We start from the raw sequence: 14535 nt of genomic DNA, 5'->3' as shown, positions 1-14535 counted from the left end.
AGGAACGCTCCTCCCGGGGCCTGCGGGCGTTTGCGGGGCCGTGCGCGGGCCCCTGCGGGTCAGACGGCGGCGGTGGCGTCCGGGGCGCCGCCGGGGCCGTGCCGGGCCGTCTCGGCGCCGGTCACGCCCTGCTGCGAGCGCTGCACGGGGATCCCGGACAGCCGGCTCTCCATCCGGCGCTGCCGCTCGTCGGCCTGGAAGAGCAGGTCCAGGGCGGCCTGGTTGAAGCGGACCGCCGAGGGCGGGTCGGACGGGCCGAGCAGGTGCTCCTTGAGCTCGGCGCGGTCCGCGGCCATCTCGTCCCGCCCCGGGTCGCGGACGGATTCCAGGAGTGCGGGAACACCGGACGCGTCGGGGGCGAGGACGCCGGCCGCCCGCACGGTCGGGAAGTTCGCGCGGAAGTCGTCCTCGGTCATCCCGGAGGTGTTGGCGACCGCGTACGGCTTCTCGCTGGTCAGATAGTCGGAGACCACGCTGGAGACGTCGCTGATCAGCAGGTCCGCCTGGTTGAAGCAGGTGAAGATGCCGGGGCGCACGGTGGTGATGACGCGGTGCTCCCACTCCGGGAAGGAGTTCCAGTACGCCTCCTCCCAGGCGACGACCGCGGCCTCGACGGCCGCCGCGCGGCCCTCTTCGGGCGTGCTCTGGAGCCGCATCCGCTCCAGTTCGTCGGCGCTCTTGCGGAAGTCGGCGGTGGTCAGCCGGTCCAGTTCGGCGGTGCGGCGGGCCAGTTCGGCGGTCGCCTCCGGGCCCGGCAGTGCGCCGCCGCGCCCGGCGTTGGCCTCCGCGATCATCGCCTGGATGCGGGCGTTGGCGGCGCCGGCCCGCGGGTCCACCGACCCGGTCATCGGGTGCGGCTTGTACAGCAGTCGCACGGTGGGGTCGGCGAGCAGGGCGCGGACGATGTTCTCGCCGGCCAGGATCACCGAGGTGTTGCCCGGGTTGCCGTCCCAGCCCTCCCAGGTGGGGGCGTAGAGCACGGTGGTGTAGCGGCCGAGCGGGGCGCCCTCGTAGGGGCGGATCGGCGCCAGTTGGGGGCGGCCGACCTCGACGACGTCCTTGTCCTCGATGCCGATGTCGGCGAGCTGGTAGCGGTCCCGGGCCGCCGGGCCGGCCACCCACACCTCGTCGTACGCCTTGGCGTACGGGTTGCAGGAGGAGAGCTTGTCGCTCTCGCCGTGGTTGATGAAGGCGTGCTTGATGGAGGGGATCCGCAGGATCTGCGAGGTCTTGCCGGAGTTCGCGGGGTGCAGCAGCACCTTGAGGGTGGAGTGCTCCAGCCGCATCAGGTGGGCGACCTTCGGGATGCAGACGATCGGGACGTCGGTGGCCTCGATCTTCTGCACCATGAACCGCTCGCGGAGCACGATGATCGGCCGGCCCTCCAGCCCGGCCAGGGTGCCGAGCCACATGTTGGCCTGGTAGGCGGAGGAGGCGCCGCCGGAGAAGTACATGCCGACCGTGGGGCGGTAGGCGGCCAGCCAGTCGTCCAGCCATTCCAGGGCGCGCTGTTCGGTGACGACCTGTTTGCCGGGCAGCAGCCAGGTGCTCAGGTACAGGGTGCCGCCGGCGGAGAGCAGCAGGGCGATGCCGATGCCGATGCCGCCCCAGAAGGCGTTGCCGGTGATCGCGGTGACCATTATCCCGGCCGTGGTGGGCACGGAGAAGCGCAGCAGTCGGCGGCCGGTCTGGCGGTAGAGGAGCCGCGGCGGGGCGTCGGTGAGCCCCAGTGCGCTCGCGTCGACGTTGCGGGTGACGATCGGCAGGCTCCGGGAGCGGCGGACCAGGACCGCGACCGCCTGGCACACGAAGTGGGTGCCGTAGAAGGCGAGCAGGGTGATGGTGAGGGGGGCCTGCTCCTCCAGGGGGTTGATGCCGTCGATGTGCAGGAGGCCGACCAGCATCAGCATGTCCCGCAGTAGCTGACGCACCGTCACGTCGAAGCGGATCCGGCCGAGGAGGGCCAGCAGCCCGGGCTGCTGGTGCTGGAGGACCAGGTCAAGAACCAGGTTGACCACGGACGCTGCGATGAACAGCGGAATGACGGGCAGCAGCGCGCCGATCAGCTGGGCGGTGAACGCGACCATCATCGCGAAGAGCGCCGCGAGCTGGACGGCTCGTCTGGGGGCGATTCCGGCGGAAGGCACGGGGGAGGGCTCCTGGCAGCAGAAAGGTCATGGAGGGGGGAGGCCGGGGACGGCGGCCGGGTCCCGCGCTGCGACGCCGCCGGAGCGGCGAAATGGGACCGATGGACACCCGACCGTATGACCTCGTTGGCCTTGGTGACAATCTGCTGTGGCCCTCTTCGCCGCGAAACGGACCAATCGAACGCAACCTTCGAGTGTCATTCTCCGTCTTAGTTCATTTCGGCCCGACTTCGTTTCCGCCTCGTCGGTCCCCCGGCCGTGATGTCCGCCGGGACGTCCGCCAGGCGATATGGCGAGGCGCCCGCCGAGACCGCTGCCGTAGATTTGCGGCTGTACGGGTTCCGTACGGCACAGGGATCGGCGAGCACAGGGGTATGCAGGTGGCTGCGGCAACGCGAGGCGAAGGGGCGGCCCGGAAGGCCACGACCGAGGGCGGTGGCGGGTCCGGGGCGCCGTCCGCCGGCGGACGGGGGCGGGAGGGCGTGGCGGACGCCCGCCGCATCGTGGTGAAGGTCGGCTCGTCCTCGCTGACCACGGCCACGGGAGGACTGGACGCCGACCGGGTCGACGCCCTGGTGGACGTCATCGCCAAGTACCAGGACAAGGAGGTCGTGCTGGTCTCCTCGGGGGCCATCGCCGCCGGCCTGGCCCCCCTGGGACTCGACCGCCGCCCCCGCGACCTCGCCCGGCAACAGGCCGCCGCGAGTGTCGGACAGGGCCTGCTGGTCGCCCGCTACACCGCGTCCTTCGCCCGTTACGGCCGCCGGGTCGGCCAGGTGCTGCTCACCGCCGACGACACCAGCCGCCGGGCCCACTACCGCAACGCCTGCCGCACCCTCGACCAGCTGATGGCCATGGGTGCGGTGCCGATCGTCAACGAGAACGACACCGTCGCCACCGACGAGATCCGCTTCGGCGACAACGACCGGCTGGCCGCCCTCGTCGCCCACCTCGTCCGCGCCGACCTGCTGATCCTCCTCTCCGACGTGGACGGCCTCTACGACGGCGACCCGTCTTTGCCCGGTACGTCCCGGATAGACCAGGTCAGCGGCCCCAAGGACCTGGAGGGCATCTCCATCGGGAGCGCCGGCAAGTCCGGCGTCGGGACCGGCGGCATGGTCACCAAGGTCGAGGCGGCCCGGATCGCGGCCGCCGCCGGCATCCCGGTCGTGCTCACCTCCGCCGTGCACGCCGCGGACGCGCTGGCCGGCGCCACCACCGGCACCCACTTCCTGCGCACCGGCCGCCGCTCCGCCGACCGGCTGCTGTGGCTGGCCCACGCCTCCGCGCCGCAGGGCGCCCTGGTGCTGGACGACGGAGCGGTGCGGGCCGTCGTCGAACGGAACTCCTCACTGCTGCCCGCCGGCATCTCCGCCGTCGAGGGCGACTTCGCCGCCGGCGACCCGGTCGAGCTGCGGGACGCGGGCGGCCGCGCGGTCGCCCGTGGGGTGGTCAACTTCGACGCCCGGGAAATCCCCCGATTGATTGGTCGTTCGACCCGGGATCTGGCTCGCGAGCTCGGACCGGCGTATGAGCGCGAGGTCGTGCACCGCGACGACCTGGTGCTGCTCCAGCACTGAACCGCCGCTGACGGGTCCCCGGCGCGGCCCGCGCGGTGCCGGGCTCCATCAGCCTTTCACCGGGGACCTTCGGCAAAACGGCCCCGCGAGCGGCCGCGGGCTGGTCAACTTTGTTGCGGGGGCGCCGCAGCGGAGCGCCCGCAGCGCGCGAGCGCAGACGTCGAAGGACGACCGCACCAGTCGGCTCCGCACCGTGAAGGGGCGGAGCGATTCGCATCACAGGAGGCCGCCGGTGACACGAGGGCGCCCAGGGGCTCCGGCCCGAGGGACGGCGGAGCGCACACTGACCAGCGTCGGGACCGGACGGACCGCCGCCCTGCCGGAGGACCCCGGCCGGCGTGCGGAGCGGGACCGGGCGGCGCCGCGGGCGCGGGAGGGCGAGCGCCGGGAGACGTCCCGGCTGTGGCACGTCACCCTCAGCGTCTCGGGCGCCGAAGCCCCCTTGAAGGAGGTCCGGCGGGCGCTCGAACAGCTCGCCCACGACCACCCGTTCCTGCTGACCAGCCGCTACGCCAACGACCACGCCGAGATCCGGTACTGGGAGGAGGCCCGGGACCTGCACGACGCGGCGGCCGTCGCCCTCCGCCTGTGGGGCGAACACCGCTCGACGGCCAAGCTGCCGCCCTGGGAGATCGTCGGCCTGGAGGTCATCGACCGGGAGACGTACCACCAGCGCGTCGCCGAGGGCTACGGGCCGCCGCCGGCCTCACCGGTCGGCGTGCACCCCTATTAGGGCCGCTTTAGGGCCGCTCCGAATTAGGGCCGCTCCGACCACCAGGACCGCTCCGACCGATCCGCGCCCCGGTCCCACCGGGGCCGGCCGGACGGCCCGTGGGCGACGCGACCCCGCGGCGCCGTAGCGCACCGGCCCGCACGACGGTCCACCGGCCGCACCGCCGGTGTGACCGGCGTCCCGCTCTGTGGGATCCGGCGCGGCCGCCGTCCGGCGCGGCGTTAGGCTGCGGCCATGACCAGCAGCGCATCCCAGTCCTCACCCGTCCTCGACACCGCCCGCCGTGCCAAGGAGGCGGCCGCCGTCCTGGCCCCGCTGCCGCGCACGGCCCGCGACGGGGCGCTGCTCGCCATCGCCGACGCCCTGGTGGCGCAGACCGACGCCCTGGTGGCGGCCAACGCCCAGGACGTCGAGAAGGCCCGGGCCGCCGGCACCTCCGCGTCGATCGTGGACCGCCTCACCCTCACCCCCGACCGGATCGCCGCCATCGCCGACGACGTCCGCAAGGTCGTCGGGCTGCCCGACCCGGTCGGCGAAGTGGTGCGCGGCTCGACCCTGCCCAACGGCCTCGACCTGCGTCAGGTCCGGGTCCCGCTCGGCGTGGTCGGCATCATCTACGAGGCCCGGCCCAACGTGACGGTGGACGCCGCCGCCCTCTGCCTGAAGTCCGGCAACGCCGTGCTGCTGCGCGGCTCCTCCTCCGCCTACGCCTCCAACAGCGCGCTGGTGGACGTGCTCCGGGGCGCCGTGGAGAGCGCCGGACTGCCGGCCGACGCCGTCCAGTTGGTGCCCGGGGAGAGCCGGGACTCGGTGCGCGCGTTGATGCGCGCCCGCGGCCTGGTCGACGTGCTGATCCCGCGCGGCGGCGCCGCCCTGATCCGCACGGTCGTGGAGGAGTCCACCGTGCCCGTCATCGAGACCGGCACCGGCAACTGCCACGTCTACGTCGACGAGGCCGCCGACCTCGACATGGCGATCGACATCCTGGTCAACTCCAAGGCCCAGCGCCCCAGCGTCTGCAACGCCGCCGAGACGGTGCTGGTGCACGCCGGCATCGCCGAGAAGTTCCTGCCGCGCGCCCTGGAGGCGCTGACCCAGGCCGGCGTGGTGGTGCACGGCGACGCCGCCTGGCAGCAGGTCGGCCCCGGCCTGGTCGCCCCGGTCACCGACGAGGACTGGGCGACCGAGTACCTCTCCTACGACATCGCGGCCGCCGTGGTGCCCGACCTGGACGCCGCGGTGGCGCACATCCGCCGCTGGTCCTCCGGCCACACCGAGGCCATCGTCACCGGCTCGCAGGCGGCCGCCCGCCGCTTCACCCAGTTGGTGGATTCCACGACGGTCGCGGTCAACGCCTCGACCCGCTTCACCGACGGCGGCCAGTTCGGCTTCGGCGCCGAGATCGGCATCTCCACCCAGAAGCTGCACGCCCGTGGCCCCATGGGCCTGCCCGAGCTGACGTCCACGAAGTACATCGTCACGGGCGACGGCCACACCCGCTGACCCACCCCGCGGACGGCCCCGTTCCGCTGCTATCCGGCCGCTTCCCTCCCTGCCCAAAAGGTCCGGCCGGGGCTACTCTGGACGGGTGCCGGACGACGTGGGGGGCAAGCCGTTCCCGGACGGCGAAGAGCCCGACGAGCACCACCACGGGAGCCACGGACGAGCGGACGAGGAGTTCGCTTCCGTGGTCTTCGACGAGGACTTCGTACGGTCCGCGACGATCCACGAGCCCTCGGCGGTCGAGCGGATGTTGGCCGCCGCCGAGGCGCGCGCGGAGGCCGAGGCGGCCGCCCGCCCGGGGGGCGGATTCGGACCGGACGACGACTACGACCACGAGGACGCCGGAGCGCGCCTCGGCGACCGCGCGGCCTACCCGCCGGACGACCCCTACGGCCCCTACGGCGGGTCCCTGCGCCCCTACCGCGGCACCGCCCGGTGGCACCGGCCCATCGCCTGGGTACTGGCCGTCGTGATGGGCGTCGGACTGGTGGCGCTGGCCTTCAGCGCCGTCTACCGCGGCGCCGCCGGCCGAGGGCAGAGCCCCGCGCCGCCGGCCAGCACCACCGGCGTCGACGCCCCGTCCTCCGGCGCGCCCCCCAACGGCGGCCGGGACTCCCTGCGGGCGCCGCGTCCCGGCGTGCCGACCGCCGGCTCCGCGGAACCGCTGCGCCCGTCGTTCTCCGCGGGCCCCGGGCCGCACTGACCGAAGTTGGGGTGCGCTCCCGCGTTTACGTCGGCCCCGTCAGACCTACCCTTGTTGTATGACCGGGCCTGGTGACCCTCCGGAAGGGACGCCCGACGGCGCCCCGGGAGGCGGTGACGACGAGTACCGATCCGTGGTCTTCGACGAGCGGTTCGTGCGTGCCGCGCGACTGCAGGAGTTCTCCGCCGACGAGCGGCTGGGGGAGCATCACGCACCGGCGGTGAGGATCCGCCACGCGTGGTTGCGGCTGGGCGGATCCCGGCAGGCGGTCCTGCTGGTGCTGCTGATCGTGCTGGCCTTCGGCACCGCGGTCTACATGGGCGTCCGCCACCCGTACAAGGCCCCCGAGCCGGTCCGGGCCGAGCCGCTGCGGTCCTCGGTGGTGCCGCTGGCGCCGCCTGCCGCCGTACCGGGCGCGGCCCCCGCCGACCTCTTCGCGCACAGCCCGGCGGCCGACTACCGGATCGGGGCGGCCGGCATCAACCTGCCCGCCGTCCAGCGCAGTGCGCACTTCTCCGACGGCCAGATCGTCTCCGCGCTGACCATCGCCAAGGACTACCTCGTCCGCTCCTCGGTGGACCCGGCCACCCTCACCGGCGGCTCCGTGCGGCCCGTCCGGCTGCTGCTGGACACCGGCCAACTCGACCAGTTCGACCGGAGCCTCGCGCACCCCGACGACAACGGGCGGGACGCGGCGACCGGCTGGCTGGTCCGCTTCGACGCGAAGCAGCTCCGGCTCGCCGACCGCAACGTCCGCGTCAACGGCACGCTGGACGCAACGGAGTTGAGCCCGGACACCCTCGACGTCGCCGCCGACTACACCTTCGTCTACGCCGTGCAGCCGGCCCCGGGCGCCCCGGCGGACGCCGCCGGGCAGCACACCGGCACGCCGACGGCGGGCGCCGCCTCGCTCGTCACCGTCCGGCGCCAACTGCACTTCCGGATCGGCCGGGACGACCTCGCCGACCACCGCCTGGTGGTCGTGCAGAGCAGCTTGCAGGCCGGGCCGATGACCTGCTCCTCGGACCCGGCCGACACGCTGCACCCGCTGCTCGCCGGGCAGCACGCGGGACCCGACCGGCCCGCCGGCACCGACCCCTACGCGCGGGGCCGGGTCAACGCCGCGCTCTGCGGCGAGCTGTCGGCTACTTCCCAGCCGACTCCGAGCCGTCCGATCCGCTAGCGCCGTTCGTGTCGTTCCCGTTCGGGCGCGTGCCGAACACCGTGTCGCGGAGCTTGCCGCCCAAGTCGCCGGCACCGCCCGCGATGTCCCGCACCAGGCCCATCAGCGGGTCCTTGCTGGTGCGCACCGAGTCGGCGTAGTGCGCAGCGGAGTCCTTGAACGAGTCGGACACCGAGGCGTCCTTGTCCTCGTCGCGGCGCGGGTAGTGGCCGTCCATGATGCGCTGGTAGTCGCGGCTCTCGGCCCACTTCTTCAGCTCGGCGGCCCGCACGGTGGTGAACGGGTGGCTGCGCGGCAGAAGGTTGAGGATCTTCAGCACGGAGTCGCGCAGGTCGCCCCCGGACTCGTACTCCTCGGCCTGCTTGAGGAACGCGTCGACGTTCATCTCGTGCAGGTGGTTGCCGCCGGCCAGCTTCATCAGGCCGCGCATCGACGCCTGGAGGTCCTGCCCGACGAGCAGGCCGGCCCGGTCGGCCGACAGTTCCGACTTGCGGAACCACTCGCGCAGCGCCGTCACGATCGCCATGACCGCGACGTTGCCGAGCGGGATCCAGGCCACCTTGGTGGCGAGGTTGGTCAGGAACAGCAGGATCGTGCGGTAGACCGCGTGCCCCGAGAGGGCGTGGCCCACCTCGTGGCCGACGACGGCCCGCATCTCCTCCTCGTCGAGCAGCTCGACCAGGCCGGTCGTCACGACGATGATCGGCTCGTCCAGACCGATGCACATGGCGTTGGGCTGCGGGTCCTGATTGACGTACATCGGCGGGACCTTCTCCAGGTCCAGGACGTAGCAGGCGTCGCGCAGCATGGCGTGGAGATGGGCGAACTGCTGGTCGCTGACGCGGACCGAGTCCGACAGGAAGAGCAGCCGCAGACTGCGCTCCGGCAGCAGACCGCTGAGCGTCTTGAAGACGGTGTCGAACCCGCTCAGCTTGCGCAGCGCGACCAGCGCCGAGCGATCTGCCGGGTGCTCGTAGGACCGCGACGAGATGCCGGGGAACCGCTTGCGGTTCCGGCTCGGGGCGTTCGCGTCGCTGCCTGGGCTCTCCGTCATTGGGGCCTCCCCCTGTTCGACTGCGTGTGATTCAGACTAGAGGACGCCACTGACGGGCGAATGGATGCCCGGGCGTACGCTGGCGTGCGGACCAATGCCCGCCAGGCCCGTACAAAAGGGAGCCACCGCCATGCCGCATCCGAGCCTGCTGCTCGCCGCCGCCGAAAACGCTCAGGACAGCGGCCCCGGCTGGATCCTGCGCACCGTGATCATCGTCGGCGTGGTGGGTTCCGCGCTGCTCGCGTGGATCCTGCTGCGCGGCTACGGCAACCAGGACTGACGCCGGGACAGGGCGGCGGCGACCGCACCGGACCGGCGCCCGCCGGGACCGGTGCCGAGCCGCACCCACGCCGGCCCCCGGAGCGGTCCGGGAGGCCGGTGGGACGCCTTCGGGCGGAGTCGGCGTGAGCCCCCGGTGACGTGGCGCTTACGATGTGACGGAAGCCTCTGTCCGCACCCCGCCCGGATTGGTACCGCCAACGATGAGCCTGAACTCCGCCGCACAGTCCCTGGTATCCCTCGCCGAATCGGGGCACGAAGGTGGCCAGCACGCCAGCCTGAGCCCCTACGTCACCGGTGGAAGCGCCCTTTTCATCCTGCTTCTCCTGCTCTGGATCACGACCCGCTTCAACCGCGACCGCTAAGCCTTCCCGCCCCGGCCCCCGGCACCGCGTCCCGCCAAGTAGGGTCTGCACGCATGGGAGAGCACACAGGGCCCGTGAAGCGGCGGCTGGGCGTGATGGGCGGCACATTCGACCCGATCCATCACGGACACCTGGTCGCCGCCAGCGAGGTGGCCAGTCAGTTCCACCTCGACGAGGTCGTTTTTGTGCCCACGGGGCACCCGTGGCAGAAGAGCCACAAGACGGTGTCCCCGGCCGAGGACCGCTATCTGATGACGGTCATCGCGACCGCGTCCAATCCGCAGTTCTCCGTCAGCCGGATCGACATCGACCGCGGCGGCAAGACGTACACGATAGACACGCTCCGTGACCTGCGGGCGGAGCACTGCGACGCAGATCTGTTCTTCATCACCGGCGCCGACGCGCTCAGCCAGATCCTGACCTGGCACGACGCGGCGGAGCTGGTGTCGCTCGCCCACTTCATCGGGGTGACCCGGCCCGGCCACGTCCTCGCGGACCCCGGGCTGCCCGAGGGGGCGGTGTCCCTGGTCGAGGTGCCCGCGCTGGCCATCTCCTCGACCGACTGCCGGGCGCGCGTCGCCCAGGGGGATCCGGTCTGGTACCTCGTACCGGACGGTGTGGTGCGCTACATCGACAAGAAGCAGCTGTACCGCGACGACCGCTGACGGGGCAGATGGAAAGGGGCACCGGTGAGCGACCGACACGATCCGTACGGGCCGCAGGACCCGCATCCCCAGGACCCGTACGCCCCACAACAGGGGCAGCGCGGGCAGCAGGGACAGGGCTACACCTACGACGCGTACGGCCGGCCGGTGTCCCACGAGGCGCCGCAGCAGTACGAAGCGCAGCAGCAGTACGGGCAGCAGTCCCACGACCCCTACGGGCAGCCGGCCGGGCCCGGCGCCCAGCCCGGCTACGACCCCTATGACCCCTACGGGACGCAGGGCGGCCAGGGCCCGCCCGCCCACCAGCCGTACCAGGGGCAGTCCGAGTACGGCTACGACGGGTACGGCGGCCAGCAGGTCCAGCAGCAGCCCGGCTACCCCCAGCAGTACGACCCGTACGCCCAGCCCCCACAGGCGCCCCCGCAGCAGTCGCCCCAGCAGGCGGACTGGATCCCCCAGCAGGCCCAGCAACCGCCGTACGAGCAGTTCTCCTACGGGGGACAGCAGCCGCACCCGGGGCAGGAGCCCCACGAGCAGCCGCAGTACGCGCGGGCGCCCCAAGGGCAGGCCGGCTCGGCGCCGGCGGCCTCCCCGGTGGAGCCGCCCGCGACCGTCGGCCCCATGGGCACCGCGGCTCCCGGGGGCGGTCCGGACGCCGAGGACTACCACACCGAGCAGTTCTCCTTCGTGGAGGAGCCGGACGACGACTCCGAAGACGTCATCGACTGGCTGAAGTTCACCGAGAGCCGCACCGAGCGGCGCGAGGAGGCCAAGCGGCGCGGCCGCAGTCGGCTCATCGCGCTCTCGGTGGTCCTGGCCCTCCTGGTGGTCGGCGGTGTCGGCTACCTGTGGTGGGCGGGCAAGCTGCCGGGGCTGGCCGGCGCCGGCGGCGGCGCCGCGGCCGAGGCCAGCGGGCAGAAGCGCGACGTGCTGGTGGTGAACCTGCGGGACACCAAGACCGGCAACACCTCCACCGCCCTCCTGGTGGACAACGAGACCACCCACAAGGGCACCACGCTCCTCCTGCCCAACAGCCTCATCGTCACCAAGGACGACGGCACCACCACGACGCTCGGCAAGTCCGTCAAGGACGACGGCACCGACGCGACCCGGGAGGCCCTCAACACCCTCCTGGGCGCCGACCTCAACGCCAGCTGGCGGCTGGACACCCCCTACCTGGAGAACCTCGTCGAGACGGTCGGCGGGATCACCGTCGACACCGACGCCGCCGTCCCCGGTGCCAAGAAGGGCGACTCCCCGGTCGTCAAACAGGGCACCGGCCAGCTCCTCAACGGGCAGGCGGCCGTCGCCTACGCCACCTACCAGGGCCCGGGGGACACCCAGGCCAAGCAACTGGCGCGCTTCGGGCAGGTCATGCAGGCCACGCTGGCGAAGGTCTCCAGCGACGCGGACGGCGCGACCGCCACCGTGAAGTCCCTGCTCCAGATCCTCGACCCGCCGCTGACCGAGGCCCAGCTGGGCAGCTCGCTGGCCCAACGGGCCGAGCTGGCGAAGACCGGCAAATACAGCACCGAGGCGCTTCCCGTGCAGGCCGACGGGACCATCAGCCAGAGCACGGCGGCCGGCGTCGTCAAGGACGTCCTGGGCGGCACGGTCAAGAAGACCTCGCCGGGCGTGACCCCGCGGGTCGCGGTCCGCAACGCCTCCGGCAACCAGGCCACCACCGGCAAGGCCCAGGTCGCACTGCTCAACGGCGGCTACACCTTCGTCGACGGCGGCAGCGGCTCCACCGCGGCCACCTCCCAGGTGACCTACGCCGACGCTCCGCAACGGGCCAAGGCCACCGAGGTCGCCAAGACGCTCGGCCTGCCGGCGGGCGCCGTGCAGCAGGGGAAGGTCGCCGCCAACGCGGACATCGTGGTCGTCCTGGGCCAGGACTACAAGGGCTGACCGCACCCCGGACCGCGCAGCTGACCAGGCAGGATGCCGGGGCCTCCCGGCGGGGGCGGAAATCCCCGCCGGGAGTGTCGGTGGTCCGTGAGACCCTTGAGGGGTACCTGACCGCCGATCCGGCCGCCCAGGACCGCCGGTGAGCCTCGACTGTGCCGCGCGTCCTGCGCCCCGGCCGGAGCGGCCCCCTCGACCCGGAAAGCCGCTTGTGACCGCCACGGACCGTTCCCTTGAGCTCATCAACGCCGCCGCCCTCGCCGCGGCCGACAAGCTCGCGCACGACATCATCGCGTACGACGTCAGCGACGTCCTCTCGATCACCGACGCCTTCCTGCTGGCCTCCGCGCCCAGCGACCGCCAGGTGAAGGCGATCGTCGACGAGATCGAGGAGCGCCTCAACAAGGACCTCGGCGCCAAGCCGGTCCGCCGCGAGGGCGACCGCGAAGCCCGCTGGGTGCTCCTCGACTACGTCGACATCGTCGTCCACGTCCAGCACAGCGAGGAGCGGGTGTTCTACGCCCTGGAGCGCCTGTGGAAGGACTGCCCGGAGATCGACCTGCCCGAGGAGGCGAAGGCCACCCGCGGCAAGGCCGCGGAGCACTCCCGGGCCACCGCGGTCGACGAGGACGGAGACCTGCGCTGAACGGCACCAAGGGCGGCCGGGGCCGCCGCGTCGTCCTGTGGCGCCACGGTCAGACGTCGTGGAACCTGGAGCGCCGCTTCCAGGGTTCGACCGACATCGAACTGACCGAGACCGGCGTGGCCCAGGCCCGGCGCGCCGCCCGGCTGCTGGCTGCCCTGCAGCCGGACGCCATCGTCGCCTCCGACCTGCGCCGGGCCGCGGCGACGGCCGGCGAGCTGGCCGCTCTGACGCGGCTGGAGGTGTCCCACGACGCCGCGCTGCGGGAGACCTACGCGGGCGCCTGGCAGGGCCTGACGCACGAGGAGATCCTCGCTCAGTACGGCGAGCAGTACTCCGCCTGGAAGCGCGGTGAGCCGGTGCGCCGCGGTGGCGGCGAACTGGAGACCGAGGTCGCCGACCGGGCCGCCCCGGTCGTCCTCCACCACGCCGACAAGCTGCCGGACGACGGCACGCTGGTCGTCGTCAGCCACGGTGGCACCATCCGCACCACCATCGGGCGGCTGCTCGGCCTGGAGGCCCACCACTGGGAGGGTCTGGGCGGCCTGTCGAACTGCTGCTGGTCCGTGTTGGGCGAGGGCGCCCGCGGCTGGCGGTTGCTGGAGCACAACGCCGGCACCCTGCCGGAGCCGGTGCTCGGCGACGACGACTGAGCCCCGGAGCGGGCCGGTCGGTCCGGATTTCACATCTGGGCAGGTCGCAGGCTAAAGTTCTTCTTGTTCGCGGCGCCGCCGGGGAAAACCCCGGAGGAACGGAACAAGACCCGGGGCTATAGCTCAGTTGGTAGAGCGCCTGCATGGCATGCAGGAGGTCAGGAGTTCAATTCTCCTTAGCTCCACAGCCCGGAAGATCCCGCCTCCCTCAGGAGGCGGGATCTTTGCGTTACAGGGTGGACGGTGCACCCGTCACGGCCTCGCGCACGTGACCCGCGGCCGTGCCGGAAGGCCGCCCTGCGATTTCCGCCGGTGCGTGAGCCACCTCACTCCTCCGGGGTGGGCGGCCCGTCGAGTGCGGCGACGAAGTGCTCCGGCCTCCGCTCCGGGACCGCGCGGCCTCGGGAGCGGGTCGATGGTGCGTGGCGCGTGCTGGATCCTTCCGTGCGGTTGCCGGTGCGGGACGGCGTCCCCGGGCGCCGACGGACGGGCGCACCCGGTGCTGGCCCGCGACGGCCGGGCGGGTCGGGGCCTCGCGTGCGGGGTCGCCGGCGTGTGCCGCCCTTAGGGGACGCGGAGTTGGGTGCGAGGGCGTCGTCAGGGGCGTTGCGGAGTGCGGCGGGCGGTGGCACCGGGGCCGTCGAGCGCCGGATGCCGCACCCGCGCCCGCTGCACGGGAGCACGGCCGGCGGCTGCCGACGCCCCGTCAACTCCTCCTCCCGGTCGCGGACTCGGCGCCGGCTGGAAACCTCGCTTTTCCGGACGCTCTTCCTGAACCGGTTGGCGGCGGGAGGGGAGCTCCGGGGGTGCGGGGGAGGGTTCTCGCACTGGCTGGCGCGGCGTTGCCCACCGGGCCGGTGGGGATGCTCCGCAGGCGGACCTGACCTGGTGGGCGGTCCGTGGCAGAATCGGACGGCCGCCAGGGGAGGAGAGATCGCGATGCCCGCCAGCATCCTTGGGCAGGTTGACGACCCGCCCGGCCCGACGGCCGCGTGCGACGCCGCGGGCGTGACCCTCCAGTGCCCCGCGTGCGGTTCCTCCCGCGTCGCCCAGGTGCTGGGCGACAACGGCGGTGTTTCCTTCGTCTGTACGGCCTGCGGCCGCAGTTGGAGCTGATGG

Annotated in this window: 14 protein-coding genes and 1 tRNA gene; 13 read left to right on the top strand and 2 right to left on the bottom strand. The window is 72.8% G+C overall.

Annotated features, from left to right (window positions below; translation table 11 throughout):
• Positions 1-59: 59 nt before the first annotated feature.
• Positions 60-2147: a hypothetical protein gene (locus ACLJT4_RS26395; RefSeq protein ID WP_411125797.1), complete on the bottom strand. Its 2088-nt coding sequence runs from the start codon at positions 2145-2147 to the stop codon at positions 60-62.
• A gap of 482 nt (positions 2148-2629) precedes the next feature.
• Between ACLJT4_RS26395 and proB the strand changes: the two genes are divergently transcribed.
• The 5 genes from proB to ACLJT4_RS26370 all read left to right on the top strand — a co-directional run bounded on the left by proB (position 2630) and on the right by ACLJT4_RS26370 (position 7849).
• Entirely contained in the window at positions 2630-3727 is a 1098-nt protein-coding gene (proB, locus tag ACLJT4_RS26390) for a glutamate 5-kinase (protein ID WP_411125946.1), read from the top strand.
• 232 nt (positions 3728-3959) lie between these two features.
• Positions 3960-4460 carry a hypothetical protein gene (locus ACLJT4_RS26385; protein ID WP_411125795.1) on the top strand — a complete coding sequence of 167 codons (501 nt, stop codon included), beginning with the start codon at positions 3960-3962 and terminating at the stop codon, positions 4458-4460.
• Positions 4461-4694: 234 nt separating this feature from the next.
• Positions 4695-5963, top strand: a complete 1269-nt coding sequence (locus ACLJT4_RS26380) for a glutamate-5-semialdehyde dehydrogenase (protein ID WP_016570266.1) — start codon at positions 4695-4697, stop codon at positions 5961-5963.
• Between the two features lie 85 nt (positions 5964-6048).
• Positions 6049-6666 carry a hypothetical protein gene (locus ACLJT4_RS26375; RefSeq protein ID WP_411125793.1) on the top strand — a complete coding sequence of 206 codons (618 nt, stop codon included), beginning with the start codon at positions 6049-6051 and terminating at the stop codon, positions 6664-6666.
• Between the two features lie 58 nt (positions 6667-6724).
• Positions 6725-7849 carry a hypothetical protein gene (locus tag ACLJT4_RS26370; protein ID WP_411125791.1) on the top strand — a complete coding sequence of 375 codons (1125 nt, stop codon included), beginning with the start codon at positions 6725-6727 and terminating at the stop codon, positions 7847-7849.
• On the opposite strand, the gene ACLJT4_RS26365 is transcribed toward ACLJT4_RS26370, so the two are convergent.
• Positions 7812-8903, bottom strand: a complete 1092-nt coding sequence (locus tag ACLJT4_RS26365) for a M48 family metallopeptidase (protein WP_411125789.1) — start codon at positions 8901-8903, stop codon at positions 7812-7814. The genes ACLJT4_RS26370 and ACLJT4_RS26365 overlap by 38 nt on opposite strands.
• Positions 8904-9033: 130 nt before the next feature.
• Between ACLJT4_RS26365 and ACLJT4_RS26360 the strand changes: the two genes are divergently transcribed.
• From ACLJT4_RS26360 to ACLJT4_RS26325, 8 genes are all read left to right on the top strand, one after another.
• A complete protein-coding gene (locus ACLJT4_RS26360) occupies positions 9034-9183 on the top strand; it encodes a hypothetical protein (RefSeq protein ID WP_016577758.1) in 150 nt (49 codons plus the stop codon).
• Between the two features lie 202 nt (positions 9184-9385).
• Positions 9386-9547, top strand: a complete 162-nt coding sequence (locus ACLJT4_RS26355) for a hypothetical protein (RefSeq protein ID WP_411125786.1) — start codon at positions 9386-9388, stop codon at positions 9545-9547.
• Positions 9548-9600: 53 nt separating this feature from the next.
• Entirely contained in the window at positions 9601-10212 is a 612-nt protein-coding gene (nadD, locus tag ACLJT4_RS26350; RefSeq protein ID WP_037635115.1) for a nicotinate-nucleotide adenylyltransferase, read from the top strand.
• Positions 10213-10236: 24 nt separating this feature from the next.
• Positions 10237-12123 (top strand): LytR C-terminal domain-containing protein, encoded by a 1887-nt coding sequence (locus ACLJT4_RS26345; protein WP_411125783.1) that lies wholly within the window; start codon positions 10237-10239, stop codon positions 12121-12123.
• Between the two features lie 208 nt (positions 12124-12331).
• Positions 12332-12766, top strand: a complete 435-nt coding sequence (gene rsfS / locus ACLJT4_RS26340; protein WP_016577822.1) for a ribosome silencing factor — start codon at positions 12332-12334, stop codon at positions 12764-12766.
• Complete coding sequence (locus tag ACLJT4_RS26335; protein WP_037635120.1) at positions 12763-13416, top strand: histidine phosphatase family protein; 654 nt, start codon at positions 12763-12765, stop codon at positions 13414-13416. Before rsfS ends, ACLJT4_RS26335 begins: the two co-directional genes overlap by 4 nt.
• A 112-nt stretch (positions 13417-13528) precedes the next feature.
• Positions 13529-13601 (top strand) — tRNA-Ala (locus ACLJT4_RS26330).
• A gap of 754 nt (positions 13602-14355) precedes the next feature.
• On the top strand, positions 14356-14532 hold the full coding sequence (locus tag ACLJT4_RS26325; RefSeq protein ID WP_275464703.1) for a hypothetical protein: 177 nt from the start codon (positions 14356-14358) through the stop codon (positions 14530-14532).
• The last annotated feature ends 3 nt before the right edge of the window (positions 14533-14535 follow it).

Origin of the sequence: Streptomyces sp. x-19 (genome assembly GCF_046549115.1) — a bacterium.
GTDB classification, from domain to species: Bacteria; Actinomycetota; Actinomycetes; order Streptomycetales; family Streptomycetaceae; genus Streptomyces; species Streptomyces albulus_C.
Note: the sequence above shows the minus strand (reverse complement) of the source record. Positions and strands in the feature narration are given on the sequence as shown.

What these genes read in the sequence shown, in the direction of transcription:
- ACLJT4_RS26355 (WP_411125786.1), top strand. Translation starts at nt 9,386, where the DNA reads ATGAGCCTGAACTCCGCCGCACAGTCCCTGGTATCCCTCGCCGAATCG.
- ACLJT4_RS26370 (WP_411125791.1), top strand. Translation starts at nt 6,725, where the DNA reads ATGACCGGGCCTGGTGACCCTCCGGAAGGGACGCCCGACGGCGCCCCG.
- ACLJT4_RS26360 (WP_016577758.1), top strand. Translation starts at nt 9,034, where the DNA reads ATGCCGCATCCGAGCCTGCTGCTCGCCGCCGCCGAAAACGCTCAGGAC.
- ACLJT4_RS26380 (WP_016570266.1), top strand. Translation starts at nt 4,695, where the DNA reads ATGACCAGCAGCGCATCCCAGTCCTCACCCGTCCTCGACACCGCCCGC.
- ACLJT4_RS26325 (WP_275464703.1), top strand. Translation starts at nt 14,356, where the DNA reads ATGCCCGCCAGCATCCTTGGGCAGGTTGACGACCCGCCCGGCCCGACG.
- nadD (WP_037635115.1), top strand. Translation starts at nt 9,601, where the DNA reads ATGGGAGAGCACACAGGGCCCGTGAAGCGGCGGCTGGGCGTGATGGGC.
- ACLJT4_RS26365 (WP_411125789.1), bottom strand. Translation starts at nt 8,903, where the DNA reads ATGACGGAGAGCCCAGGCAGCGACGCGAACGCCCCGAGCCGGAACCGC.